The organism is Maricurvus nonylphenolicus (genome assembly GCF_042854845.1).
Lineage (GTDB): Bacteria > Pseudomonadota > Gammaproteobacteria > Pseudomonadales > Cellvibrionaceae > Maricurvus > Maricurvus nonylphenolicus.
In genome coordinates this window covers 3,370,690-3,395,831 of record NZ_AP031498.1, presented here as the reverse complement: position 1 = coordinate 3,395,831, position 25,142 = coordinate 3,370,690, and the positions used below count along the sequence as shown (strand labels likewise).

The 25,142-nt window shown below is 49.0% G+C and carries 25 protein-coding genes; 19 read left to right on the top strand and 6 right to left on the bottom strand.

What is annotated here, in order from left to right:
* Nucleotides 1-73: 73 nt before the first annotated feature.
* Complete coding sequence (locus ACGHZ6_RS14880; protein WP_390614768.1) at nucleotides 74-436, bottom strand: type 1 pili tip component; 363 nt, start codon at nucleotides 434-436, stop codon at nucleotides 74-76.
* 620 nt (nucleotides 437-1,056) lie between these two features.
* Between ACGHZ6_RS14880 and adk the strand changes: the two genes are divergently transcribed.
* The 12 genes from adk to ACGHZ6_RS14820 all read left to right on the top strand — a co-directional run bounded on the left by adk (nucleotide 1,057) and on the right by ACGHZ6_RS14820 (nucleotide 14,623).
* Nucleotides 1,057-1,707: an adenylate kinase gene (adk, locus tag ACGHZ6_RS14875; protein ID WP_390614767.1), complete on the top strand. Its 651-nt coding sequence runs from the start codon at nucleotides 1,057-1,059 to the stop codon at nucleotides 1,705-1,707.
* Between the two features lie 1,110 nt (nucleotides 1,708-2,817).
* Nucleotides 2,818-3,654 carry a hypothetical protein gene (locus tag ACGHZ6_RS14870; protein ID WP_390614766.1) on the top strand — a complete coding sequence of 279 codons (837 nt, stop codon included), beginning with the start codon at nucleotides 2,818-2,820 and terminating at the stop codon, nucleotides 3,652-3,654.
* Between the two features lie 178 nt (nucleotides 3,655-3,832).
* A complete protein-coding gene (gene tsaB, locus ACGHZ6_RS14865; protein ID WP_390614765.1) occupies nucleotides 3,833-4,552 on the top strand; it encodes a tRNA (adenosine(37)-N6)-threonylcarbamoyltransferase complex dimerization subunit type 1 TsaB in 720 nt (239 codons plus the stop codon).
* 95 nt (nucleotides 4,553-4,647) lie between these two features.
* Nucleotides 4,648-5,442, top strand: coding sequence for an undecaprenyl-diphosphate phosphatase (locus tag ACGHZ6_RS14860; RefSeq protein WP_390614764.1), 795 nt, complete (start codon nucleotides 4,648-4,650; stop codon nucleotides 5,440-5,442).
* A gap of 13 nt (nucleotides 5,443-5,455) precedes the next feature.
* Nucleotides 5,456-6,334: an NAD(P)-dependent oxidoreductase gene (locus ACGHZ6_RS14855; RefSeq protein ID WP_390614763.1), complete on the top strand. Its 879-nt coding sequence runs from the start codon at nucleotides 5,456-5,458 to the stop codon at nucleotides 6,332-6,334.
* Between the two features lie 85 nt (nucleotides 6,335-6,419).
* Nucleotides 6,420-7,715: a M18 family aminopeptidase gene (locus ACGHZ6_RS14850; RefSeq protein WP_390614762.1), complete on the top strand. Its 1,296-nt coding sequence runs from the start codon at nucleotides 6,420-6,422 to the stop codon at nucleotides 7,713-7,715.
* 142 nt (nucleotides 7,716-7,857) lie between these two features.
* Nucleotides 7,858-8,946, top strand: coding sequence for a cyclic nucleotide-binding domain-containing protein (locus ACGHZ6_RS14845; RefSeq protein ID WP_390614761.1), 1,089 nt, complete (start codon nucleotides 7,858-7,860; stop codon nucleotides 8,944-8,946).
* Nucleotides 8,947-9,010: 64 nt separating this feature from the next.
* Nucleotides 9,011-10,132: a DUF3524 domain-containing protein gene (locus ACGHZ6_RS14840; protein WP_390614759.1), complete on the top strand. Its 1,122-nt coding sequence runs from the start codon at nucleotides 9,011-9,013 to the stop codon at nucleotides 10,130-10,132.
* A 24-nt stretch (nucleotides 10,133-10,156) separates the two neighbouring features.
* On the top strand, nucleotides 10,157-11,164 hold the full coding sequence (locus tag ACGHZ6_RS14835) for a tryptophan--tRNA ligase (RefSeq protein ID WP_390614758.1): 1,008 nt from the start codon (nucleotides 10,157-10,159) through the stop codon (nucleotides 11,162-11,164).
* Nucleotides 11,165-11,433: 269 nt separating this feature from the next.
* A complete protein-coding gene (locus ACGHZ6_RS14830; protein WP_390614757.1) occupies nucleotides 11,434-12,591 on the top strand; it encodes a methyl-accepting chemotaxis protein in 1,158 nt (385 codons plus the stop codon).
* Between the two features lie 23 nt (nucleotides 12,592-12,614).
* Nucleotides 12,615-12,920 carry an STAS domain-containing protein gene (locus ACGHZ6_RS14825; protein ID WP_390614756.1) on the top strand — a complete coding sequence of 102 codons (306 nt, stop codon included), beginning with the start codon at nucleotides 12,615-12,617 and terminating at the stop codon, nucleotides 12,918-12,920.
* 17 nt (nucleotides 12,921-12,937) lie between these two features.
* Complete coding sequence (locus ACGHZ6_RS14820) at nucleotides 12,938-14,623, top strand: SpoIIE family protein phosphatase (RefSeq protein WP_390614755.1); 1,686 nt, start codon at nucleotides 12,938-12,940, stop codon at nucleotides 14,621-14,623.
* 11 nt (nucleotides 14,624-14,634) lie between these two features.
* Here ACGHZ6_RS14820 and ACGHZ6_RS14815 read toward each other — a convergent pair whose 3' ends face one another.
* Nucleotides 14,635-15,909, bottom strand: a complete 1,275-nt coding sequence (locus ACGHZ6_RS14815; protein ID WP_390614754.1) for an HlyC/CorC family transporter — start codon at nucleotides 15,907-15,909, stop codon at nucleotides 14,635-14,637.
* 92 nt (nucleotides 15,910-16,001) lie between these two features.
* A complete protein-coding gene (locus ACGHZ6_RS14810) occupies nucleotides 16,002-16,799 on the bottom strand; it encodes an inner membrane protein YpjD (protein ID WP_390614753.1) in 798 nt (265 codons plus the stop codon).
* A gap of 214 nt (nucleotides 16,800-17,013) precedes the next feature.
* Between ACGHZ6_RS14810 and ffh the strand changes: the two genes are divergently transcribed.
* The 7 genes from ffh (at nucleotide 17,014) to ACGHZ6_RS14775 (ending at nucleotide 22,708) form a co-directional block, all read left to right on the top strand.
* Nucleotides 17,014-18,432, top strand: coding sequence for a signal recognition particle protein (ffh, locus tag ACGHZ6_RS14805; protein WP_390614752.1), 1,419 nt, complete (start codon nucleotides 17,014-17,016; stop codon nucleotides 18,430-18,432).
* Nucleotides 18,433-18,628: 196 nt separating this feature from the next.
* Nucleotides 18,629-18,868, top strand: coding sequence for a 30S ribosomal protein S16 (gene rpsP, locus ACGHZ6_RS14800; protein ID WP_390614751.1), 240 nt, complete (start codon nucleotides 18,629-18,631; stop codon nucleotides 18,866-18,868).
* Nucleotides 18,869-18,899: 31 nt separating this feature from the next.
* A complete protein-coding gene (gene rimM, locus ACGHZ6_RS14795; RefSeq protein ID WP_390614750.1) occupies nucleotides 18,900-19,463 on the top strand; it encodes a ribosome maturation factor RimM in 564 nt (187 codons plus the stop codon).
* Between the two features lie 56 nt (nucleotides 19,464-19,519).
* A complete protein-coding gene (trmD, locus tag ACGHZ6_RS14790; protein ID WP_390614749.1) occupies nucleotides 19,520-20,269 on the top strand; it encodes a tRNA (guanosine(37)-N1)-methyltransferase TrmD in 750 nt (249 codons plus the stop codon).
* 42 nt (nucleotides 20,270-20,311) lie between these two features.
* Entirely contained in the window at nucleotides 20,312-20,662 is a 351-nt protein-coding gene (gene rplS / locus ACGHZ6_RS14785; RefSeq protein WP_390614748.1) for a 50S ribosomal protein L19, read from the top strand.
* A gap of 146 nt (nucleotides 20,663-20,808) precedes the next feature.
* The gene (locus ACGHZ6_RS14780) at nucleotides 20,809-21,999 is read left to right on the top strand and encodes an ATP-binding protein (RefSeq protein WP_390614747.1); all 1,191 of its coding nucleotides are present in this window, start codon (nucleotides 20,809-20,811) and stop codon (nucleotides 21,997-21,999) included.
* Nucleotides 22,000-22,114: 115 nt separating this feature from the next.
* Nucleotides 22,115-22,708, top strand: coding sequence for a hypothetical protein (locus tag ACGHZ6_RS14775; RefSeq protein WP_390614746.1), 594 nt, complete (start codon nucleotides 22,115-22,117; stop codon nucleotides 22,706-22,708).
* 65 nt (nucleotides 22,709-22,773) lie between these two features.
* Here ACGHZ6_RS14775 and bfr (ACGHZ6_RS14770) read toward each other — a convergent pair whose 3' ends face one another.
* The 3 genes from bfr (ACGHZ6_RS14770) to ACGHZ6_RS14760 form a co-directional block, all read right to left on the bottom strand.
* On the bottom strand, nucleotides 22,774-23,241 hold the full coding sequence (bfr, locus tag ACGHZ6_RS14770; RefSeq protein WP_390614745.1) for a bacterioferritin: 468 nt from the start codon (nucleotides 23,239-23,241) through the stop codon (nucleotides 22,774-22,776).
* A 27-nt stretch (nucleotides 23,242-23,268) separates the two neighbouring features.
* Nucleotides 23,269-23,733, bottom strand: a complete 465-nt coding sequence (gene bfr / locus ACGHZ6_RS14765; RefSeq protein WP_390614744.1) for a bacterioferritin — start codon at nucleotides 23,731-23,733, stop codon at nucleotides 23,269-23,271.
* A 252-nt stretch (nucleotides 23,734-23,985) separates the two neighbouring features.
* A complete protein-coding gene (locus ACGHZ6_RS14760) occupies nucleotides 23,986-25,062 on the bottom strand; it encodes a hypothetical protein (protein ID WP_390614743.1) in 1,077 nt (358 codons plus the stop codon).
* Nucleotides 25,063-25,142 lie beyond the last annotated feature (80 nt).

Here is a 25,142-nt window from a genome sequence, read left to right as displayed (position 1 = left end):
AAAAAGGATATAACCCCAAAGGGCTTATGAAAGTAGGTTATGCAGCCGCAAAGCGGCCGCATAGGTCTGGGAATTAGTGAGACGGAACGGTTGTGCCAGTGTCCTGTGACTGCTGTTCACGGATTCTGGCTAAATGTTTGCGGGTTAAGGTGAGGAAGCGAGGAGTAGGACCAATATCTTCAAACATTGGGTCACCCAGTTCATCTTCCGCGATGACTTTGCTGCCTTTTACGTAGGGAAGGCTCCCTTCGATCTCGTTGAGGGCGGCATTCAGTAAATCGGTCATGAGGTTTTCAAGACTGCGTTTGGGATACATCTCGGCAAGCGCAGCCAGTTTGGCGGCATCCTCTATTGGGAGCTGTATTGTGTACGTAGATTGAGTGAGCTGGCCACTGGCAGTGTTTTCCCATAACTGCACAAGATCATTGACCTTCATAGATATTACCTCGTAAAAATGCAGTAAAAGTTGAGTAAAGCGGGTTAGGGTTGATTGCCGTTTAGCTCGCGCGTTTCATTGCACCTGACGGTTTATGTCTCCTAATGGTTTTTTTATGCGCGGCACCTGGGTTTCGCCTCAATACAAAGGGCTTATTTATAGTTATAGACCATAGCCAGGGCAGGGGAAATCTAAAGGCTCAAATATGCGTGGAGGTTAACATCGGGCCTGATACATTTGTTCAAAGTTGTGGCTGGGAAGGCTGGTAAGAACCTCGTAGGGCAATGTCAGTAACGCTCCGGTCATTTAAATAGACGAAAGTCGGATTGAGTCAGGCGGGTATTTCTGAAATTATTGGGTATTTACCAAACACCGTCGGGATTTCTATAGCTTCTAGCTATGGCCCCCTATATAGGCGAGTATTACACCTTGCGGGGTGGGTATTTGAGCCGTAGAGACAAGCTATTTCAGCCATCCAGCCTAGTGATTAGCTTGTGATTCGGCCCCCTGACGTGTAAGGTATGCCCCTTTTTTATGCAGAGATCCGTCCCGGGCTTTTGGTGCAGAAGGCCCAGTTCAAGGCGGTTAGCGAGAGACCAAGACCAGGAGAGATATCCCCTATGCGTACTATCCTTTTGGGTGCTCCGGGTGCCGGCAAAGGCACTCAGGCCCAGTTCATTATGGAAAAATATGGAATTCCACAAATCTCCACAGGCGATATGCTCCGTGCGGCCGTTAAAGCGGGAACTCCGCTAGGCCTGAAGGTTAAAGATATCATGGCATCCGGTGGCCTGGTTTCTGATGACATTATTATTGCGCTGGTAAAAGAGCGTATTACTGAGTCTGATTGCGCCAACGGTTTCCTGTTTGATGGTTTCCCACGCACTATTCCTCAAGCCGAAGCGCTGGTTGAAGCGGGCGTAGAGATCGATTGGGTAGTCGAAATCAACGTTGATGATGAGGAAATCGTTTCCCGTTTGAGTGGTCGTCGTGTTCACGAAGCTTCTGGCCGTGTTTATCACGTTATCCATAACGCGCCTAAGCAAGAAGGCCTGGATGACGTTACCGGTGAAGCGCTGATTCAGCGTGAAGACGACAAAGAGGATACTGTTCGCAAGCGTCTGGGTGTTTACCACGACCAAACCAAACCTCTGGTTGATTTCTATCAGCAGCTGGCGGAAAAAGGTGGCCAGGCACCGGAGTATGTTCGCGTCGAAGGTGTTGGCAGTGTAGAAGATATCCGCGATAAGGTATTTGCTGCGCTTGGCTAAGCTTACTTTTTCGTAGAAATAAGAATGGGCTCCTTTTGGAGCCCATTTTTTTTGTCTGTTCGGGCTAAATCCGGGCTCAGCCGGTGAAGCTGCTTAAGCAATGGGCTGATTGCTCCGAGCAACTTCACCGACTGGCTCCTCTCTATGTAGTAGCTCCACCATTTTGTATTTTTCTTCTGCATCCTTGGCGAAATATCCCATACCGGATGTTTGAGGATGGGCGCTTACGAGAAATATTACGATTTGGTCATATAAAGAGAAGGAAGAACAGGTTTTCCCCTGGGGATTACCAGGATTTGTGTCTATCTAGTAAGGGTGTAATCCTCTTAGTGCTTGATATGGTTCTCTGGCGTTTTCTGGTGCCGAATTTAGGCTAGTTTTTCAAAACTACAGAAACTGGAAAGCAATTCTTGGTTCTAATCGGTTGGTTTTACCCTTAGTGACAAAATTTGGGGGAAATCTACTAGAGAGCCTGCCCTGAATTCTTGGAAAGGCTGAAAAATGTAAAAATACGGGCAGAGATCCTCTACTGAATGGAAAATCTTTAGCTGTAATAACAACTTTTATGTTTAACGACTTTTTATAAGTGCGTGAATCTATAAAAAGGCAGATTTCTCTGAAATTAATCCTGGTTGTTTATGGCCAAAGCGGCTTTTTTTAAGGTTTGTGTAGATTTACCCGCCTGCCAAACAGATAAATTTCTTCTTTTTCCTAATTTCTTGACCTGCGATTAGATTCAAAAGGCTTTTTTAGCCGTTGACCTGATATTAAACGGGCGAATTTATGGGGATAATCATGTAGGGGAAATTAATAATTCGGGCGGTGGACTTTTTAAGTTGTTCTTTTTAAAAAGTTACGGTCTTTGATTGGAGTAGGGGGAGTAATTTGAGCTCGAAAAATGAAAAAATTGCCTTCGACAGCATTAATTTCCTCTGAAAACGGAAAAAAAATAAGAAAAATGCATTTTTTCTTAAAAAAAACGCGTTGAAAGCGTGCAAAACTTGAAAATTTTAAATAATATTCTTTGGAATGAACGTGATGTTCATTATTTGTGCTATGGTTCTAAGGTGTTAGTGGTTCTGCATTTTTCAAAATCGAGGAGAACGAAGAATGGCAAGAGTAGCAAAGAAAGCTAAAAAAGCGCCGGCTAAAAAAGCCGCTGCTAAAAAAGCGCCTGCAAAGGCTGCAGCAACTTCCCCAGCAGTAGACAAAGCCGCCGAGGTTCTGGCTAAACTGCAAAAGGATCTGCAAGCTCAAGGCAAAACTGTAGACGCAGCTCGTAAAAAAGCTGTTGCTGCTAAAAACAAGGCTGCCAAGTCTAAGAAAGCTGCTGATAAGCGTGCCGCCAAGGCTGCTTCTGCTGCTGCAACTAAGGCTTCTGCCAAGGCTAAAGCGATTCGCGAGAAGGCTTCTGCAGCTAAAGATAAGCTGTCTGCTGCTAAGACTATCGCTTCTCTTAAAGCTGCTGAAGCTGCTGCCAAGGCTAAAGTAGACGCTCTGAAAGAGTCTCTGGCTACTAAAGCTGAAGGTGATCTGGCTAAAGCAGTTAAAGCTTTCGAAACCAAGTGGAAGAAGCAGCGTGCTGCGGCTGACGCTAAGAAAGTTAAGGCTGCTGCCAAGAAAGCTGGTGCTAAAGCCAAGGCTGTAGAGAAGAAAGCTAAAGCTAAGATCGCTGCTGCTGAGAAGAAAGCCGCTGCTAAAGCTAAAGCTGCAGAGAAGAAAGCTGCTGCTAAAGCTAAAGCTGCTGAGAAGAAGGCTGCTGCCAAGGCTAAAGCTGCAGAGAAGAAAGCTGCCGCTAAAGCTAAAGCTGCTGCTAAGAAAGCAACCAAGAAGCCTGCTAAGAAAGCGGCTAAAAAGGCTGCTCCTAAGAAAGCCGTTGCTAAGAAAAAGCCTGCCGCCAAGAAAAAGGCTGCTGGTAAGCGCGGTCGTCCAGCTAAGAAGAAGTAATTCTTGCTGGATTCAGTCGCAACGCTGTACGTTGCGACTCCAAAAAACCCCATATGAGTCTCTCATATGGGGTTTTTTGTTAGATGGGCCCTTAAAATTACTGCGACAATGTGTCTTTAACGTCAAAATCTGAGAAAATACCGGTCTTCTCGATGAAATATCCCGTGAGTTTTTACCTATGAGCCGAATTTTGGCATTGGATACCTCCTCAGATGCCTGTTCAGTTGCCCTGTTAACGGATAACAGTGTTGATGAACGGTTTTCCCAGGTTCCTCGTGAGCATACTAAACGACTATTACCCATGGTTGATGAGATTTTGGCAGATCATCAATTAACCTTGTCGCAGATCGATGCGATAGCCTTTGGTCGTGGTCCAGGGTCTTTTACCGGGCTTCGAATCTGCTTAGGGGTGGTTCAGGGCTTGGCATTTGGTGCCGATTTACCGGTTATTCCCGTTTCTACCCTGCAAGCGATGGCAGTAGGTGCGCAGTTGCAGCATGGATTTTCTACTCAAGACCGTATTCTGGTTGCGCTGGATGCTCGGATGAATGAGGTTTATTGGTGTGAGTACGAAGTTTTACCCATGAACGAGACCGCTCAGTTAAAGCCAATAACCGATGAGTTTGTGATGGCACCAGAGGCCGTTGCTGAGAATATTTCTGCGTTACCGGCGGGTGCAAAACGTCATGCGATCGGGCCTGGTTGGCATTACCCGGAATTGGCAGAGATAGAAACTGCCTCTCAAGATCTTGAAGCTTGCCCGCACGCGGCCGATATTGTCCGTTTAGCGCAGCCATTATTGGCTGCAGGTGAAGTTGTCAGTGCGCTGGATGCACAACCGGTTTATTTGCGTGATACGGTGGCCTGGAAAAAACGCCAGCGTTTTCGTCAATCGTAGCTGATCTCCTGGCTATCCCGTAACGAATCACAATAATAAGGAATCATCCTATCTCTGGTCAGCTGTGGCCTAAGGTCGTATAGGGAACAAGTACCATGGATACTTTGCAAATTATTATTCTGGCGTTGATCCAGGGGATTACTGAATTTCTGCCGATTTCCAGCTCGGCGCATCTGATTTTGCCGGCGGAATTGCTTAACTGGCGAGATCAGGGCTTGGCTTTTGATGTCGCCGTTCATGTGGGTACCTTGATGGCGGTTTTGGTGTATTTCCGCCAGGATATTGGCCGTTTGATTCTGGCGTGGTTTGGCAGTTTACGTGGGCAAAAAAGTCAGGATGCGAGTTTGGCCTGGAATATTATCTGGGCGACCATTCCTGTGGGGGTCGTCGGTTTGCTGGCTGGCGATTTTATTGAGCAGCACCTGCGCAGTGTGGCGGTTATCGCTGCTACTACTATTATTTTTGGTTTGCTTTTAGGTTGGGCTGATTATGCCGGTAAACGCATTAAACCGTTATCCGAACTGGGGCTACCTTCCGCGTTAATTATTGGTTTGTCGCAAGCGCTGGCGCTAATTCCGGGAACATCGCGCTCAGGCATTACTATGACCACAGCCTTGGCTCTAGGGTATGATCGACAAGCCGCTGCGCGTTTTTCGTTTCTATTGTCGATACCTGTGATAACTCTCAGCGGGGCTTTTAAGGCCTATGAATTGATCGAAGCGGGCAGTGCAGATTGGTACGCTCTGGGCTTGGGTTCATTTCTGGCGGGTGTTAGTGCCTGGTTGTGTATTCATTGGTTTTTAAAGTTAATTGATCGTATAGGCATGTGGCCGTTTGTGGTGTATCGATTACTGCTGGGCGGTGCTTTGATTGCTTTTATTATGATGTGAACGGGAAGCTGATATGAAAGCTGTTGCGTTTTTAGGTTTAGGCGTTATGGGTTATCCCATGGCGGGTCATTTGCAAAAAGCTGGTTACCAGGTAACGGTGTATAACCGCACACAGGCCAAAGCTGAGCGTTGGGTTGAAGAGTTTGGTGGCCAGTGGGCGAAAACCCCCAAGGATGCTACGCAGAATGCTGAATTGATTTTTGCCTGCGTGGGCAATGACAACGATCTGCGTGAGGTGACGTTGGGATCTGCAGGCGCTTTCCAGACAATGGCAGCAGGAAGCATCTTTATTGATCACACAACGGCTTCTGCTGAGATTGCCCGCGAATTAGCCGAAGAGGCGGCTGAGCGTCAGTGTCAGTTTCTCGATGCGCCGGTATCCGGTGGCCAACAGGGGGCTGAAAATGCGGCGCTGACGGTTATGGTTGGCGGAGATGAGCAGGCATTTGAAACCGCGCGCCCGGTCATTGATGTGATGGCCAGGGCCGTAACGCGACTCGGGCCTGCGGGGAGTGGCCAGCTATGTAAAATGGTCAACCAGATCTGTATTGGTGGTTTGGTGCAGGGATTGGCAGAAGGGCTACACTTTGCCAAAAAGGCGGGTCTCGATGCCCATCAGGTGGTGGATGTGATCTCTAAAGGTGCGGCTCAGTCCTGGCAAATGGAAAATCGCTACCAAACCATGTTGGCTGATGAATACGAACACGGTTTTGCCGTGGACTGGATGCGCAAGGATTTGGCCATTGTCCTTAATGAAGCGAGACAGAATGGATCGCGTTTACCCGTAACCGCGCTGGTGGATCAATTTTACGGTGAGGTTCAGGCTCTCGGTGGTGGGCGATGGGATACATCCAGTTTATTGGCTCGTCTGGAAGCTCTTGATAAACAATAATCCCAAACGTGTATTTAACCGTGCATCGATCCAGTGTCAGAATTAGTGACAGAACCAGTGACAGAAATAGCGACAGGAATTAACCATGACTGCGGCAACATTTAATGAAGATCTGATGGCCTTTTTGGCGGCCTCGCCAACGCCTTTTCATGCGGTGGAAAGTATGGCTTCACGTTTATTGAAGGCAGGTTTTCAACGTCTTGATGAAGCAGATGATTGGCAGCTGACTCCGGGGGATCGCTATTTTGTCACCCGCAATGATTCTTCGATTATCGCATTTGTCTACGGTAAACAGGAGTTGACGACTTCCGGCATTCGTATGGTCGGGGCGCATACTGACAGCCCGTGTTTGAAAGTCAAACCGCATCCAGAATTGGTGCGTCAGGGTTATTTTCAACTGGGTGTGGAAGTCTACGGTGGGGCATTACTTAATCCCTGGTTTGACCGTGATTTATCCCTGGCTGGACGTGTCAGTTATCGCGATGGGCAAGGAACACTTAAAAGCTGCCTGATCAATTTTGAGCGACCCATAGCAGTGATTCCCAGCTTGGCAATTCATCTGGACCGGGAAGCTAACAGTAAGCGTACAGTGAATCCGCAGCAACATATTCCACCGGTACTGATGCAGGTGAAAGAGGATGCTAAGCCTGATTTTCGTGGGGTGCTAAAAGAACATCTTTCCCAGCAGGGTATTGCCGACGTTGATAAGGTACTGGACTATGAGCTGAGTTTTTATGACGTTCAGCCTCCGGCCCTGGTTGGTTTAGAGCAAAACTTTCTCGCCAGTGCTCGGCTGGATAATTTATTGAGTTGCTATATCGGTTTGCAGTCACTGCTTGAGGCAGATGGTGAGCAAAGCTGTTTGCTGGTATGCAACGATCACGAAGAGGTGGGCAGTGCTTCAGCCTGCGGAGCTCAAGGTCCTATGTTGGAACAACTGTTGGCTCGCTGGATTCCTGATGCACAGCTACGTTTGCGCGCCATAGATCGATCCATGATGATTTCGGCCGACAATGCCCATGCGATTCACCCTAATTATGCTGACAAACACGATGGTAATCACGGCCCGCAAATTAACGCTGGCCCGGTAATCAAGGTCAATGCTAACCAGCGTTATGCTACCAACAGTGAAACCAGTGCAGTATTCCGTGATCTGTGTGACAAGGTTGATGTCCCTGTGCAGGCCTTTGTCACGCGTACGGATTTGGGCTGTGGCAGCACCATTGGTCCTATTACCGCTTCAGAGGTAGGTGTTAAAACCCTGGACGTAGGCGTCCCTACGTTTGCCATGCACTCCTGCCGGGAGCTAGGCGGCGTTGAGGATAGCCGCAACCTGAACCGGGTGCTGAGTGCCTTCTTTAACGCTGAAAGGATTCTTTAAGGGGCTTTTAAGCCCCTGCATTTAAAAAAGAATTTGTTCTATGGGTTGCCAAATTTGTCACATCCCGACGTATTAGGGCGGGTTATACTTAATTAATCACTCGAAATGGCGCTTATTTGCATATTAAGGCAGTACTTCCGATATGTTGACCCCAGAAGAACTCACCCGCTTTACCCCCTTTGATGCACTTTCTGAAGATTATCTTGAGCAGGTCATGGAACATGCCGAGGTTATCGATGCGGCCAAGGGCAGGCTGCTCTTTAAACGCGGCAAGGACGTCGGACATCGTTATTATCTGATTGAAGGATCGGTTGATCTGGTCGACAACGACTGGCGAGTCGAGCATATCACCGGGCAGACGGATCGCTGCAGTCTGCCTCTTACCGAAACCAGTCCCACCCAGGTGTCTGCTGTCGCTAAATCCGACTCCAAATTTCTCAAGGTTGAAGCTGAGTTTCTTGATATCGCCATGGCCTGGTGTGAAAGCAGCCATATGATGGATGATATTGAAACTGAAGAGGAGGAGCCCACATCCTTCCAAACTCATATGCCGGAACAAAGCCTGGTTTATCAGAAGATTGAAATGGAAGAGGACAGTGGAGATTGGATGTCAGCCCTGTTGCAATCACCATTATTCACCAAAGTGCCACCAGCGCATATCCAGCAGCTTTTTGGCCGTTTTGAAGCGGAAGAAATGCACGCAGGCCAGGTTGTGGTGAAGGAAGGCTTGCCCGGCGAGTTTTTCTACGTTATTGAAAGCGGCACTGTCAAAGTCGCCTCACAAAGTGGTTCCGTGGATGTTGTGCTGGATGCTGGCCATTATTTTGGTGAGGAAGCCCTGGTGGGGGAGACCACCCGCAATGCCACCGTGACCATGTTAACCGATGGTGTGCTGATGAAACTCGGTAAGGAAGATTTTCTTACCCTGTTGAAAGAGCCCATCCTCAAACATGTCACCATTGAGTCTATTCAGCAGCTGGATACACAATCTGAAGTTCAGTTAATTGATGTACGCTTGCCGATGGAACATCGTCATCATCATGTGCCCGAGTGCCGCAATATTCCCTTGGGCGCCTTACGCAAGCGTTTTGCCGAGTTGAATAACGAGCAGACTTATGTGGTTACCGATGATGGTGGCCGTCGTAGTGAAGTTGCCGTGCATTTACTGACTCAGGCGGGCTTTAGTGCAGCTCTGTTGGAAGGGGCGGAAAAGCTCTACGTAAACCTGTAAACCTGATCTATGTGCTAGCGGTTTTGTTATAGTAGGGTTTTACTGCGCTACACATAGGTTATCTTTGAAAATCCTGTTACTTTCGGCCTATCACGCCGCCAGCCATGAGCGTTGGGCGGCAGGCTTAATGGCCAATTTCCCCGATTGTCAGTGGACTTGCTTGAGCTTGCCTCCGCGCCACTTTAACTGGCGTATTCGTGGCAATAGCCTAACCTGGGCTCTCAAAGAGCGCGAAACCTTAAGCCAGCATTATGATTTAGTGTTAGCCACGTCAATGGTGGATCTCTCGGCGTTGCGGGGGTTTATTCCGTCACTAGCTTGCATCCCGACATTGCTGTATTTCCATGAAAACCAGTTTGCCTATCCGGCTAGCAAGCAGCAGTTTACTTCTGTCGAACCACAAATACTTTCTATCTATTCCGCTTTTTGTGCAGACCGTTTGTTGTTTAATTCTGAATTTAACCGACGCACGTTTTTTTCCGGGGCCAGGGATTTATTTAAGAAACTACCGGATGGTGTGTCACCCACCGACTTGGATTCACTGGAGGCGCACAGTGATGTGTTATCTGTGCCGCTTGAGGACAAATGTTATCGGGCTTCTGTTGCCAGTAAAGTAAATACAGAAACAACAATCGAACTGATTTGGAATCACAGATGGGAATATGATAAATCCCCGGATCGCTTGTTACTGGCTCTGGAGAAGTTACCTGAGTTACCCATAACCGTTCATGTGGTGGGCCAACAGTTTAGGCGTCAACCGGAAGCTTTTGAAAAGATTGAGGCATTGTTACGCCGGCGCGGGCAGTTGGGGTCTTGGGGATACGTTGAAAGTGAATCTGCTTATCGCGAACTCCTGTGTCGCTGCCACGGCGTAATATCGACAGCGCTGCATGACTTTCAAGGGCTGGCGGTCATGGAGGCCGTGGCTTCCGGGTGTATTCCTGTGGTGCCCAGACGCCAGGCTTACCCCGAGTGGTTTGGCCTGGATTTCTGTTATGCCAGTTACCCGGAAGATGCCAATAAAGAAGCAGAGGCTCTAGCGGCAAGAATAGAGGCGCTGGTGGAGGGGGTTTTACAGGGGAGGCGGGGGCCTGCGCCAGATATGGGCGTATTTCGCTGGCAAAGCTTGTCTGAGGCCTATCGGCAGCAGTTTGAGCTGGTGTATCATAGCGCCCGTATTTTATAGCCAGTTAGCGATTAAGAAGTCATTATGAGCAAAGCACGTGTTTTGACCGGGATTACCACCACAGGTACTCCGCATTTGGGGAATTATGTCGGCGCTATTCGCCCGGCAATTGAGGCCAGCAAGCAGGAAGATAGTGAGTCCTTCTATTTCCTGGCTGATTTTCACGCTCTGATCAAATGCCATGACCCTGAAATGGTTCATCAGTCTAGCCGTGAAATTGCTGCTACCTGGTTAGCGCTGGGGTTGGACACCGATAACGCTGTGTTTTACCGTCAGTCCGATATCCCGGAGATCCCGGAACTGTGTTGGTTGCTGAACTGTATGGCGGCCAAGGGCCTGATGAACCGTGCCCACGCCTATAAAGCCGCCGTGGCGGCGAACCAGGAAGCCGGAGAAGACCCGGACTTTGGTGTTACCATGGGGCTCTACAGCTACCCTGTGCTGATGGCCGCGGATATTCTGATGTTCAATGCCGACAAAGTGCCCGTAGGTAAAGATCAAATCCAGCATGTGGAAATGGCCCGCGACATTGCTGCGCGCTTTAATCATCACTACGGCCAGCACTTTACGTTGCCGGAAGCAGTAGTTGATGACAGTGTGGCGGTTTTACAGGGGCTGGACGGCCGTAAAATGAGTAAGAGTTACGGCAATACTATTCCACTGTTTTTGCCCGAGAAAAAACTCAAAAAACACATCAATAAAATCAAAACCAATTTGTTGGAACCGGGAGAACCAAAAGACCCTGATACTTCTACGGTTTTTCAGATTTGGCAGGCGTTTGCCACCGAAGCCCAGACTGCTGAGATGCGCCAGGCATTTGCGGATGGCATTGCCTGGGGCGAGGCCAAGAAGCAATTATTTGAACTGATCAATGGTCAGGTGGCCGAAGCCAGAGAGCGCTATGAGGCTTTGTTGGCAGACCCTGACCATATTGAAGAGGTTCTACAGAAAGGGGCAGTGAAGGCCCGCGCCTACAGTCAGCCATTACTCGAACGCTTGCGTGAAGCTGTGGGTATTCGAGCCATGAAATAACCCCGAACCATTCTGGGACTTCTACAAAAGGCCGCTTATTAAGCGGCCTTTTGTGTTTTTGGTTAGGCGACAAGTGGCAGTGCGTTATAACAGGGTCTAGTCTTAAGCTATAACGGCCAGCAGACTGGGATAGTGTTGTGGGAGAGGAGATGGAAAGGCTGGATAAGAATGCTCGCGCGCAGTTCAACAAGTTTTAAAAAAAGTGGCCGATAGCATAGTGGTCCGCCTCTCGCTGAGAGTTGTTACCGTAAAACCTTTGGGGATTCTACATGCCTCCATTTAGTGCCTTACCTGTAGTCGTAATTGCCTGGCTGTGTACGCTGGTGGCGATGCTGGTATTTGATAACACGGCTGTTCATCTTGGGGTATTGGTTTTGGCCGCTATCGTATCGTCTGGCTGGCTGTATTTGCGCGAGCAGAATAGCTCTGATCAAGGGGGGGGAGCGTCAACTGAATTGGCGCATGATTCTTCCTGGCAGCAATTCGTTCAGTTAGCGGGTCGAGAAACACAACCGCTATGTCGGGAAATGGCAGAAGCCGGAAATCAGATTCATTCGTTGGTGGATTCCAGCGTCAGTTCACTCTACCAGAGTTTTCAGGGGCTTAATGATAAGTCGACTGCGCAAAATGAACTGATGATGGGGGTAATCAAACGTATTTCAGGTGAAGTAGAGGCAGGCGAGGAAAAGCGGGTCACTATTGGAGAGTTTGCCAATGAGGTGGGCAGAATTCTCGATGATTACGTCAAACTCTTTGTTGATGTCAGTGATAAGAGTGTCAACGCGGTTCACAATATCCAGGATATGGTGAAGCAACTCGACGGTATGTTTGAGTTGATTAATGACATCCGTGGTATTGCTGACCAAACTAATTTACTGGCATTGAACGCCGCTATTGAGGCTGCGAGGGCGGGTGAGGCGGGCCGTGGTTTTGCGGTTGTCGCCGATGAGGTGCGTAAACTGTCGCAGGATTCCAATACCCTTAACGAGCAAATTCGCGAAAGAGCTGAGGGCGCCAAATCGACCATCACCAATGTCGAAGCCGTAGTTGGTGAAATTGCTTCACTGGATATGAATATCGCCATTGATGCAAAAGGTCACCTTGATGGCATGCTTGCTGAGCTGGAAGGTGTAAACCAAAGTGTATCAGAGGGTGTTAGTGGTTTGGCCGATCTAAACAGCAGTATTCATCAGGATGTTAATCAGGCTATTACCGCGTTGCAGTTTGCCGATATGGTGGGGCAAAAGACCGAAAACATCAGGCAGCAATCGGAAACTCTACAGGAGCTGTTAGAGGTTTTGAGATGTGCCTCCGCTGAGCTTGCGGTTGATGATTTACAGCAACAATTTCAGCAAAAGCAAGCCGCCACTGTATCAGTGGGTAACCGGTCTGATTCAATGGATGTAGGTGATACAGAACTGTTTTAATGCTTTATGTGTGAGGATCAGTGATGACAATCTCGGTCAGCAAGGCAACGGATGATGAATATATTATTTCGCTCGATGAAACCTTTGATTTCAACAGCGTGGAAGACTTTCGCAAAGCCTATGAAAGCAAAGACGATGGTACCCGAAAGGATTTTGTGATTGATTTCAGGCGAACACGTTACATGGACAGTTCTGCCTTGGGTATGCTGATCAATATGAAGAAATACTGGCAGGACCGTGACAGTAATATCCGTATCATTAATTCCAGTCCCCAGGTAAAGAAAATATTTGCCATCTCCCGTTTCGATAAAAAATTTACTATCGAATAAACCGAGGCCATCACACAATGAAAGTGCTTGTTGTCGATGACCATAGTTACAATCGCGAGCTGTTGGGCTTTATTCTGGAAGACCATCAATATCCCTATGCAGCGGCTGCTGATGGTGCTGAAGCTGTTGAGGCGGTTGTCAATGACCCGGATATCAACGTCGTATTGATGGACGTTAATATGCCCGTTATGGATGGCTATGAGGCGACGCGACTGATAAAGGAAAAGTGCGCTGATCGCTTTATCCCCATCATTTTTGTTACAGCGCTGGATGATGATGAGACGCTTGCCAAGTGTCTGTCAGTCGGCGGCAATGATTTTGTCCCCAAACCCATAAATGAAAGTGTTCTGATCGCCAAGCTGAGCGCCCATGGCCGTACGATTGAGTATCATCGGCAGTTACAGGAAACCAATGAGCAGCTTTCCTACCATCAGCGCTTGATGGACCGCGAACATAGCATTGTCGAGCATGTATTTCAGAATGGCATGAAGCGGGTTGATAACTCCTGTGACAATGTTAACTATCATATCTCGCCCATGTCGATGTTTAATGGCGATCTGTTGCTGGTAGCTCCAGGCGGCAAGGGCGGTGTCTATATTATGCTGGGCGACTTTACCGGTCATGGTTTGTCTGCTGCGATAGGTTGTTTACCGGTATCGGATATCTTCTACGCAATGACGGCAAAGCAGGCCGGAGTTGGTGAGATTGCCCGTGAAATGAATCTGCGCTTGCAGGACTTATTACCCAGCAATATGTTTTGTTGTGCCGCTCTCATCGAGATGAATGCCAAAGGCGACCGTTTGACGCTCTGGGTTGGTGGTATGAATGATCTGCTATTGGTGAAGCCTGAAGGTGGTATTCTTGAGTCTATACCTTCACAGCACATGCCTTTGGGGATTTTGGCAACTGAAGAGTTTGAGGCTGATGTTGATATTATCAGTCCGCCCGAGAACAGTATTTTGTTGGCCTACACCGATGGGGTAGTTGAAGCTCAAAAGCTTGATGGCGAGCTCTATGGTGAAGAGCGTCTGCAGAAACTGCTGCAGCTCCCTGCAGATTCCTATACCAAAAGAATTGCCGCTGAGGTGCTGGCTTTTCAGGAGGGCGAAGAGCAGACCGATGATATCTCCATGGTTGAACTGGTTTGTGCGCCGGTAACACACGATGGTGTTGTCGATGCCGAGCGTTTTGCTGTTCAGAGCAATGATGGTCAACAAGCCTTACCGTTTCGCTTTAATTGGCATTTAAATGGAGAATCGCTGCGGCGAGATGATGCAGTGTCGCAGTGGGTTGCCATCCTTAATGCCAATCCCTATCTACGCAATCACGGTGATGTACTGTTTACCTTGTTAAGTGAAATCTACAGTAATGCGGTTGAGCATGGCCTGTTAAAACTGAATTCAGACCTAAAGAGCTCACCTGAAGGGTTTGAAGAATATTATTCACTGCGAAAGCAGGCCCTGGATGCGTTAGTTGAAGGCAGCGTTGATGTGGTGGTTGAAATCAAGGCCGAGGATACTGAGCACCTTTGGATTTCCATAACGGATACCGGTGAAGGCTTTGACTATCAGGATCAGCGAGATGATGAAGAGGATGAAGATGAATTCTCTTTTGGCCGGGGGATTACCCTGATTAGGTCTCTGGTCGAGACTTGCGAGTATTCTAACGGTGGGCGGACGCTCACGCTATCGTATCCTTTGTAAGCGCCTTGATATTACTTGCTGCTGGTGTTCACTGCCCGTGCGGTTTCAACTTTCTTGTCGGTAATCACCATTGTCTCGAATAAGTATTGACCGAGTTTTATGGCGACTTGGCCTTCGGGAATATTTTCCAGGTGTTCCACCAGTAGACCATTGAGCGTTTTAGGGCCGTCGGTGGGGAGCTCCCAGCCCAGCTCACGGTTGATATCGCGAATTGAAGTGCTGCCTTCAATGAGGTGCCAGCCATTTTCCAGCGCTGAGATTTCCTGGTTTTCGTCTTCAGCCTGATTGGTTGTGAAGTCACCAACAATTTCTTCCAGCAAATCCTCCAGAGTAACCACTCCCTGCACATCGCCGTACTCATCGACAACAATTGCCATACGGCGCTTTTCTTTCTGGAAGTTCAGCAGCTGCATACTCAGTGAAGTACCCTCTGGCACGAAGTAGGGCTCACGGGCAAAGCGACGAATAGCTTCAGTGGTCACTGTAGAGTCTTCGCCAAAAATAAAACGTGCCGCATTGCGTAAATGCAAAACGCCTACCACGCGATTAATGTCGCCTTCATAGACCGGCAGACGCGTGTAGTCACTGGTGCGAATTTGGTGCAGCAGGGTAGAGATATCTTCTTCCAGATCCAGACCGCAGACTTCGTTACGCGGAATCATAATGTCTTCCACGGTGGCCTTTTCAAGATCGAGTACATTTAGCAGCATGCCCTGGTGCTGATCGGGAATCAGATCTCCAGCCTCGTCCACCACGGTGCGCAGTTCTTCCGGGCGCAGGTGATCGTTTTTGTGGGCTTTGGTGGCATCGACACCAAACAGTTTGGCCAGCGAGTTGGACACATGGTTAACGGCCCATACGGCGGGATAGAGAATGATCAGTAGAGGCTTAAGGATAAAGCTGAATGGAAATGCGATTTTTTCCGGGTGCAGGGCGGCAATGGTCTTCGGGGTCACCTCGGCAAAGATCAGCATCACAAGGGTGAGTACAAGCCCTGCCAGAAACTCCGAGCCTTGACCGTAAAGTTTGATGGCAATAGCCGCAGCGACAATTGCGGCAAAGTTGTTGGCCAGGTTGTTACCGATCAGGATCACGCCAATCAAGCGATCCGGGCGTGAAAGCAGCTCAGCGGAACGTATGGCTCCCCGATGCTTCTTGTTGGCCAGATGCTTTAAGCGATAGCGATTCAGCGACATCATCGCTGTTTCGGAACTGGAGAAAAAGATAGAGACAATAATCAGCCCGACCAGTACAGAAAACAGCAGGCTAAGGGGTGCGTCAATCAACGAGGGTGAAACCTGTATTACCAGAAAGAGGCGCTATCTTGGCGTAGATCACCGATGATCGCAACAACTATTCAGGGGCTGAATAATGAATATCAGCCCAGTATAACTTCCAGTACCAGTTTGGAGCCAAAGTAGGCCAGCATCAGTGCTGCAAAGCCGCCCAGCGCCCAGCGAATAGCGGTATTGCCACGCCATCCCAGAGAGTGACGGCCCCATAACAGAATGGCGTAAATGCTAAAGGCAATTAAGGTGAAGACGGTTTTATGGGCCAGGTGTTGGGCAAACAGGTCTTCAACAAAAATAAAACCGGTGGCGATAGAACCCAACAGGCAGATCTCGCCAATCCATAGAAGTTCAAAGAACAGGGATTCCATGGTTTGCAGTGGTGGCAACAGACGAATCAAGCCGCGCGGGTGTTTATGCTTGAGTTGGTAATTTTGATAGGCCAGCAGTAACGACTGCAGGGTGGCAATAATCAGCAGACTGTAGGCCAGGATCGACAGCAGGATATGACTGATCATCCCCTTGGAGTGGGTGGTTAATGCCGGGCCTTCCTGAGTGCTAAAGATAGTACCCAATACCACCAGGGTTGAGATAGGAAACAGGAAAATAAACAGGTTGTGCAATGGTTTTTTCAGGCCGCTGAATAGCACTAAGCCGTTAACCACCCAGAAAATCAGCGAGATCGCATTGACCAGGCTTAGGTCAAAACCATTGTCACCCATAATCTCGCCGTAAATACCTAACCCGTGCAGTACCAAAGCGGTAATGGCAAACGCGATCAGCCATTGGCGACTGCTCGCGCGCTGCTGGGCTGTTTGCGAAATCAGGTAGCCGCTGGCGGCCAGGTATAGAGCTGCTGCAGCTGAGCTTGCGGCAAGGGTCATCATGGGTACGATTCAGCCTTTATGGTTTTCTTCCTTAAATATGAGCGCAGTTTGTCATAGGCTGCCAGCAATGAGAAGTCGTCAATGAGAAATGCTCGCATTTATTTGCAAGTTTGTGGCTTCGCTGGGGCACGTCTTTTCGGTATACTCCCGCTATTAACCTCTTTATGGACAGAGGGTGGGTGCTATACCCCTCTCAGAAAGCTTGTAGGCTGTTATGTTTGAGAATTTACAGGATCGTTTGTCGAACTCGCTGCGCACTATTGCCGGCAAGGCAAAACTGACCGAAGACAATATTAAAGATACCCTGCGCGAAGTGCGTAAAGCCCTGCTGGAAGCCGATGTGGCCTTGCCTGTTGTTAAGGCATTTATCGAGCAGGTGAAAACCCGTGCGGTGGGCCAGGAAGTTTCCAAGGCGCTGAACCCCGGTCAGCAATTCCTGAAAATTGTAGAAAGCGAAATGATCGCGGTAATGGGGGAGGCCAACGAGTCCCTCAACCTGGCGGCCAAGCCTCCTGCCGTAATCCTGATGGCGGGTCTGCAAGGTGCGGGTAAAACCACCTCGGTTGCCAAACTGGCTAAATTCCTTAAAGAGCGCGAGAAGAAACGCGTTGTTGTGGTGAGTGCTGACGTTTATCGTCCTGCAGCGATCAAGCAGCTGGAAACTCTGGCTGGCGAAGTCGGTGTAGAGTTTTTCCCGTCGACTGCTGACCAGAAGCCGGTAGATATTGCTGAAAATGCTATCACCCACGCCCGTAAGCAATTTGCCGACGTAGTCATTGTCGATACCGCTGGCCGTCTGCACGTTGATGACGAGCTGATGGACGAGATCAAAGGCCTGCATGCGGCTGTTGAGCCGGTCGAAACCCTGTTTGTAATCGATGCCATGATTGGTCAGGATGCGGTCAATACCGCCAAGGCCTTTAATGATGCCTTGCCGCTGACCGGTGTGATCCTCACCAAGGCGGATGGTGATGCCCGTGGTGGTGCCGCTCTGTCTGTACGTCATATTACCGGTAAGCCGATTAAATTCCTGGGTATGGGCGAGAAGGTTGAAGCCCTGGAGCCATTCCACCCGGATCGTGTCGCCTCCCGTATTCTGGGTATGGGTGACCTGCTTTCTCTGATCGAAGAAGCCGAACGCAAGATCGACAAGAAGAAAGCTGAGAAGCTGGTTAAGAAGGTTCAGAAGGGTAAGAAATTCGACCTGGAAGACCTGCGTGAGCAGCTGCAGCAGATGAACAACATGGGCGGTATGGGTGCCATGTTGGAAAAATTGCCCGGTATGGGCAATATGGCTCAAATGGTCGAACAGGCCAATATGGGCAAAGAATTCAAGAAAATGGATGCCATTATTTGCTCCATGACCCCGGCCGAGCGCCGCAACCCCGATATCCTTAACGGCTCCCGCAAGCGCCGTATCACCCAAGGCTCCGGAACCCAGATTCAGGATCTCAACCGTCTGCTCAAACAGCACAAGCAGATGGCGAAGATGATGAAGAAGATGAAGGGCGGTGGTATGGCCAAGATGATGCGCGGCCTGGGCGGTATGATGGGCGGCGGTGGCGGTATGCCTCCAGGCGGAATGCCACCGGGTGGCTTCCCAGGTGGCGGCCTGCCTCCTGGCTTCAAATAAGCGCCATCAAACCCTATACAAGCGCTATTGTTTCCCTTAAAATACCGCGCCTTTCGTGGGTGTATCCGTTTGATGGGTACACCACGGTAACTGAATTTACCTCGTCTGAAGCCAAATCACCGGTTTTTAGGCGATTAAACATGCGCAATGCCGTGAGGCACAGCGCGAAACTCGATGAACAGGAAGCATACTTAACATGGTAAGCATTCGTTTGGCTCGTGGCGGCTCCAAGAAGCGCCCATTTTACCACCTGACAGTAACCGACAGCCGTAACTCTCGTGACGGCCGTTACATTGAACGTGTAGGTTTCTTTAACCCTGTAGCTCGCGGCCAGGAAGAGCGTCTGCGTGTTGACGCCGAGCGCGTTGAATACTGGGTTGGCCAAGGCGCTCAGCTGTCTGATCGTGTTGCCAAGCTGATGAAAGAAGCTGCCTAAGCTGCTTTTTAAGCTGTAGGCGTTCAACAAAATGACCGATAAGGCCCAGTTAGCTTCTAAAAAGCAACGTTCTAATCTGGTTAATGTTGGGCGCATAACGACGGTTTTCGGTGTGAAAGGATGGCTTAAACTCCACTCCAACACCGAACCGCCGGAAGCGATCTTCGACTACGCCCCTTGGTGGTTAAAGACCAAACACGGTGTTAAAGAAGTCGAAATCGATGCTGGCAGGCCCCATGGCAACGCATTTGTTGTTCATATTAAAGGGCTGGATGACCGCGATTTAGCGCGGGAATATTGCCAAGTAGATATTGCGGTAGAGCGCGACCAGATGCCTGAATTGGAAGAGGGCGAGTTCTACTGGCACCAGCTGGAAGGTTTGAATGTTATCAGTGAGTATGACGGTCAAACATTCCGCCTGGGGCAGGTTCAGCGTTTGCTGGAGACCGGTGCAAATGACGTGCTGGTGATCAAGGGAAATGCTGACAGTATGGACCAGAACGAGCGTCTGGTTCCCTATGTGCCCGGGCAGTTTATCAAGTCGATTGACTTGGATGCTGGTGAAATGATTGTTGAATGGGATCCTGAGTTTTAACCTTCGTTGAAGTTGTTAAATAAAGGGTTCCGCTGGAAAGGGCGGAGATACATACCATGCGTATTGCTATCGTCAGTCTGTTTCCGGAAATGTTTTCCTCAATAAGCGATTACGGCATTACCCGTCGCGCGATGGAAAACGGCTTGGTTGAACTAAACTTCTGGAATCCCCGGCAGTTTACCTCGGACAAGCACCAGACAGTGGATGATCGCCCCTACGGTGGTGGCCCTGGAATGGTGATGATGATTCAGCCGCTTCGCGATGCCATTCAAGCTGCTAAAGCTTGGGCAGGTGAAGAAGCCAAAGTGATCTATCTGTCCCCCCAAGGGCGCGTATTAACGCAACCCGGGGTACAGGAGCTGGCAACTGAAGCCAATTTGGTGTTGGTGGCTGGCAGGTACGAAGGTATCGACGAGCGCTTGATTGAGCTCGAAGTGGACGCAGAATGGTCCATCGGTGACTACGTACTCAGTGGTGGCGAGCTGGCTGCCATGGTGTTGATCGACGCGGTAACTCGATTGATACCAGGCGCTTTGGGCCATGCCCAGTCAGCTGAGCAGGACTCCTTTAGTGATGGCCTGCTGGATTGTCCCCACTATACCCGCCCGGATGTATACGAGGGCAGGGCGGTGCCAGACGTGTTGATGTCTGGTAACCATGAAAGAATTCGGCGCTGGCGATTACAGCAAGCGCTCGACAGAACAGTGCGGCGACGCCCTGACCTGTTGGAAAAATTGGAATTGAATGAGGAACAGCAAAAGCTATTAAGCGAGCTGGATTCTTCATTCAAAAACAACCCAAATTAACCTAGCTGTGAAGCTACATAACCTGTGAATTAGGAGCAGACCATGAGCAACAAAATTATCCAGGAGCTCGAACAAGAACAACTGAAGACTGACGTCGCTGAATTTGCCCCAGGCGATACCGTTGTTGTTCAGGTAAAAGTAAAAGAAGGTACCCGTGAGCGTCTGCAGGCGTACGAAGGTGTGGTTATCGCTAAGCGTAACCGTGGTCTGAACTCTGCATTCACCGTTCGCAAGATCTCTCACGGTGTTGGTGTTGAGCGTACTTTCCAGACTCACAGCAAGCAGGTTGACAGCATCACTGTTAAGCGTCGCGGTGATGTTCGTCAGGCTAAGCTGTACTACCTGCGCGACCTGACTGGTAAGGCTGCACGTATTAAAGAGAAGCTTAACTAAGTTATTAACACTTAGCAGTTTCCAAAAAACCGGTGCCATGTAAGTGGCACCGGTTTTTTTATGTCTGCTATTTGCGATTCACAGCTGTTGGTAGTCTTCGCGCCCACTTCTATACTTGAAAGGTGGCAATACCTAGCGAGGTGGTTATGCAAAGTGCTCCCCTTCACCCGAACGAAGATCAGCGGTTACAGTCCCTATTACGTCTGGAGGTGCTGGATACGGAAGATGAGCGGGCCTTTGATGAATTGACCGAGCTTGCCAGCACCATTTGTGGCACCTCTATTTCCCTAATCAGTCTGGTCGACAGTGATCGTCAATGGTTTAAGTCCCGTGTCGGTTTGGGGGCCAAGGAAACGCCGAGAAGTCTGGCATTTTGTGCTCACGCTATTTTGCAGGATGAGGTCTTTGAAGTTCCGGACGCCTTACAGGATAGCCGTTTTGTTGATAATCCTCTGGTAACTCAGGAACCCGATATCCGCTTTTACGCCGGCGCGCCGCTAAAGGCTGAGGACGGTATGCCGCTTGGCACTTTATGTGTGATTGACCAACAGCCAAAACAGTTGAGTGCTGAGCAGCGTAGAGCGTTAGAGGTGCTATCCCGACAGGTGATCAGCCAGCTGACGTTGCGATTGCACACCCGCAAGCTTGAGCGTATTAATCGTGAGCGGGACAGATTCTTTGCCATGATCTCTCACGACCTGCGCTCACCCTTTAATAATATTCTGGGCTTTACCAAAATTATGTCGCAGCGCGCAGACAGCTTAAAGCCAGCGCAAATTGTCGAATTCTCAAAAGATATTTTGTCCGGCGCTATGCGGGTGTATCAGTTATTGGATGAGCTTTTGCAGTGGTCCAAGCAGCGCTTGGGTGGAGTTGCCTGTGATTTGCAGCGTCATAATGCGGTTGATTTAATTGATTCAACTTTGCCTCTGGTTGAGGATGCTGCAAAGTTAAAATCTATTGAAATTAAGCGGGATACTGATACCGATGTTTATGTGACAGCGGATGCAACGCTGGCGAAAACGGTTATTCGTAACCTGCTGAGTAACGCCATTAAATACAGCGATAAAGGCAGCTGTATTACCTTGCAGGCGGTGAATGTCGGAGACGTGGTTGAGTTATCAGTAGCGGATACGGGGGCGGGTATCTCTGAAGAGCTCGCTTCTCGACTTTTCGATGGTTGCGTAGAAAGTATTGCGGGGACAGAGGGAGAGAGCGGTTCCGGCCTGGGGTTAAGTTTGTGTCAGGGGTTTGCACAAATGCAGCAGGGGGCTATGCGTTACGATGCCAGTTATACCGAGGGGAGTCGCTTTATCTTTAGTTTGCCGGCGGCATAATTGGCACGCTATTCATTACGTTCGACGGGTTAACTCAGGTAATATGATGCGCTGTGATACGAGCTGTAGGGATGTCTGTTCGTGTCAGCTTCTCTACTGATTGCCTGAGGATGTTATGGAAGACAAAACCGCCCCGCAGCAGGTTCACCACAATCCCTCGACCGTTGAAAAAGTCATCGGGATTATCTTCGCCTTTCTGGTGTTTGCCATGGTGGCTTATACGGTCATTATGGATATCAACATTGATGACAACAAACTTCCGCTGCTCTACACCATGATTGCTTTGATGGCTGGTGTGATGGTGGCCACCATTCCTGGATTTCTGAATGTTAGCTATTCCACCAAAGGGGTAACAGTGCGTGCCGCCGGTGGTGTTGGTGCCTTTGTCTTGGTGCTATCAACAATGCAGGAAATGTCTGCTGGACCAAACCCAGTGCCTGCACCTTTGCCAAATCCGGTTCCAAATGCTGTCAGAGAGGAACCTTCGGATTGGAATGAGCCGAGTGGTGCAGACCTACCGGTTCAGCCGGTCAATTTGCCGATGGATAGTGGGTTAATTACAGTGACGTCTTACTGCTCAATGACCGGAGCAAGCGGTTTTGCCACTCATCAGGATGTCTATGCGGCGCGTATGATGGCGATTCAGTATTGTGTGGCTGCGGGAGGCATTCCCGAGTGCTGTGCAAATGGCATTAATGTTGTGCAATAAGTGCTATGCTATAAGAGGGTATAGGTGAGACGCTAAGTAGCGTCTCACCGCCAGGTAAAACCAACCTACATTTGTGATTGCAGGTAGTTTTGCAGGCCAACCTTCTGAATAAGGCCGAGTTGTTTCTCCAGCCACCAGGCGTGATCGACTTCGGTATCTTCAATCAGTTTTTCCAAAATCTCACGGCTGACATAGTCCTGCTCATCTTCGCAGATTTTAATCGCGTCTTTCAGGGCTTTGTCGACGGCCAGCTCTACGTCGAGATCGCTTTGCAGCATAGCGGGAACATCCTTGCCTACATTGATGGCAGGGCGAGTCACCATATCGGGAGTGCCTTCCAAAAATAGAATGCGCTCAATCAGGGCTGCGGCGTGGCCTTTTTCATCGTCGAATTCATGGTCGATACGTTCATAGAGCTTAGAGAGGCCCCAGTCGTCATACATGCGCGAATGGATAAAGTATTGATCCATAGCGGCCAGTTCCCAACCGAGCAGGCCATTAAGGGCGTTAATTACCTTGTCATTGCCTTTCATAGTGATATTCCTGTATTGAGAGCCGGGTTACATTTGTGATTGCAGGTAATTTTCAATACCTGTGTTGCTGACCAGATACTCCTGGGTTTCCAGCCAATCAACGTGATCTTCTTCGTACTCAAGAATGTCTTCCAGGATGTCACGGCTAACGTAATCCTGAGCGTCTTCACAGTACTTAATCGCTTCTCGTAAAAGTGTCAGCTGTTCCATCTGGAAGGCCATATCGCACTTCAACATTTCTTCGGTGTGCTCACCAATGCGAATTTTTTCCAGTTGCTGAAGGTTGGGCAGGCCTTCGAGCATTAGGATGCGCTCGATCAAGTCGTCTGCCTGCTTCATATCCTTGATAGATTTTTTGTAGCTCTTTTCGTTTAGAGACTCCAGGCCCCAATTGCGGTACATGCGGGCGTGAAGAAAGTATTGATTGATGGACGTCAGCTCCAGGGTTAGCACGCGGTTAAGGTACTCGATTACCTTCACGTCACCTTTCATGGGAATCTCCGTTTTTGTTGTTGGTATCAGGCGCTAGATGCGTTTAGTTTGCATTCCGCTTTGCGGGAATGCGGCCTCTGTAAAGATGGTCAAATAAAGTATAGCGAGTGGGTATTAAAGTCAAAGGCCTTATTAAATTATTCTTCTGTAACAGGCTTTTTTGTAGGTGTTTTTCGCTATATTTGAGCGTGTATAAAAATGTATCTATTGATCGAAATAAGAATGATTTCCATTGGTTTTTCTTCGTGGGGTTTAGTGGATCATAAAGCCACGGGTTTCATCGATAAGTTGTTTTAGCCAGCGCATATAAGGTGTGCCGCCGGTGCCTCTGGGGTCCTGTACGTGGGCATTAATATATTGCTGCGCCCAGTTAAAATGTATTTCTCTAAATTGTGCAATCTGTTCCAGTACTTCATTAAAGAGCGTGACTTCGCTGAGCGGCTTAATAGGAGGGAGCTTTTCTATCCGGGTTAAAAGCTGTTGATGTTCAACGGGCATATAGTTGCGCATATCCCGCAAGTGGTTAGTCAGCTCACTGGCTTGGTGGGGAATTTTAAGCAGGGCGACCAGGCTCGGCATGATACTGCTTTGTGCGCCGGTTTCACCACGGAAATTTGTAGCCTGATGCTGAACACCTTCATAGGTTACCTGTTCAAAGAAACGGATATACGGGCGGAAAGCTTTAAAGTAGAGATCGGGCGACATACGTTCAGGAATACGTTTAAGCACACTAACTTGTTGTGCTAAAGATCCAGCAATTATTTTAAGGTTTTTGTTAATAGCGTCTGTATCTTCTATCGTGTCGATTATGCGCTGAATTGCCGAAACGGTTTCAGCAGCTTTCATTTCTATATCGACATGAACCAGAATAAACCAGTGCTCATCGTATAGGTGCACAAAGTTTTGCAGAGTATCAATGTTGCCTAACTGCACAGGTTTTTTCTTATCGAATCGTTTCCAGTTATACAGCGCATAGCCATCGTAGGAGAGAATGGGAGGCCGCTGCAGTTGATGGCAAATAGAGCAAAGTGGTTGCGCCAGATTTTTGGGTAATTGATGGCAAGGGGAGGTGCCAATTTGGTTAATGTAACCTGATGCAATAAAACCAAGACGTACATAGTACAAGTGTTGCAGTGGCGTGCTCAGTTGATCTCCGCAGTCCCAGTCAGGAAATACAAAAGATTGCAGGTATTGGCGTGCATCGTCCTCCAGTAACAGACTGGGCAGGTCGCGACCCACTTGATCCAGTAACTCAAAAGGGGAGCCTGGAGGAAAGGCGGTGGCGGGATCCTGTGGTGGTAAAAATCCTCTGCTTAGCTTTTCATTCATTGCTCAGGGCTGCTTATTTACACTCAAGGCTGCTTATTTAGGCTCAAGGCTGCTTATTTACGCTCAGGGCTGTTCGAAAA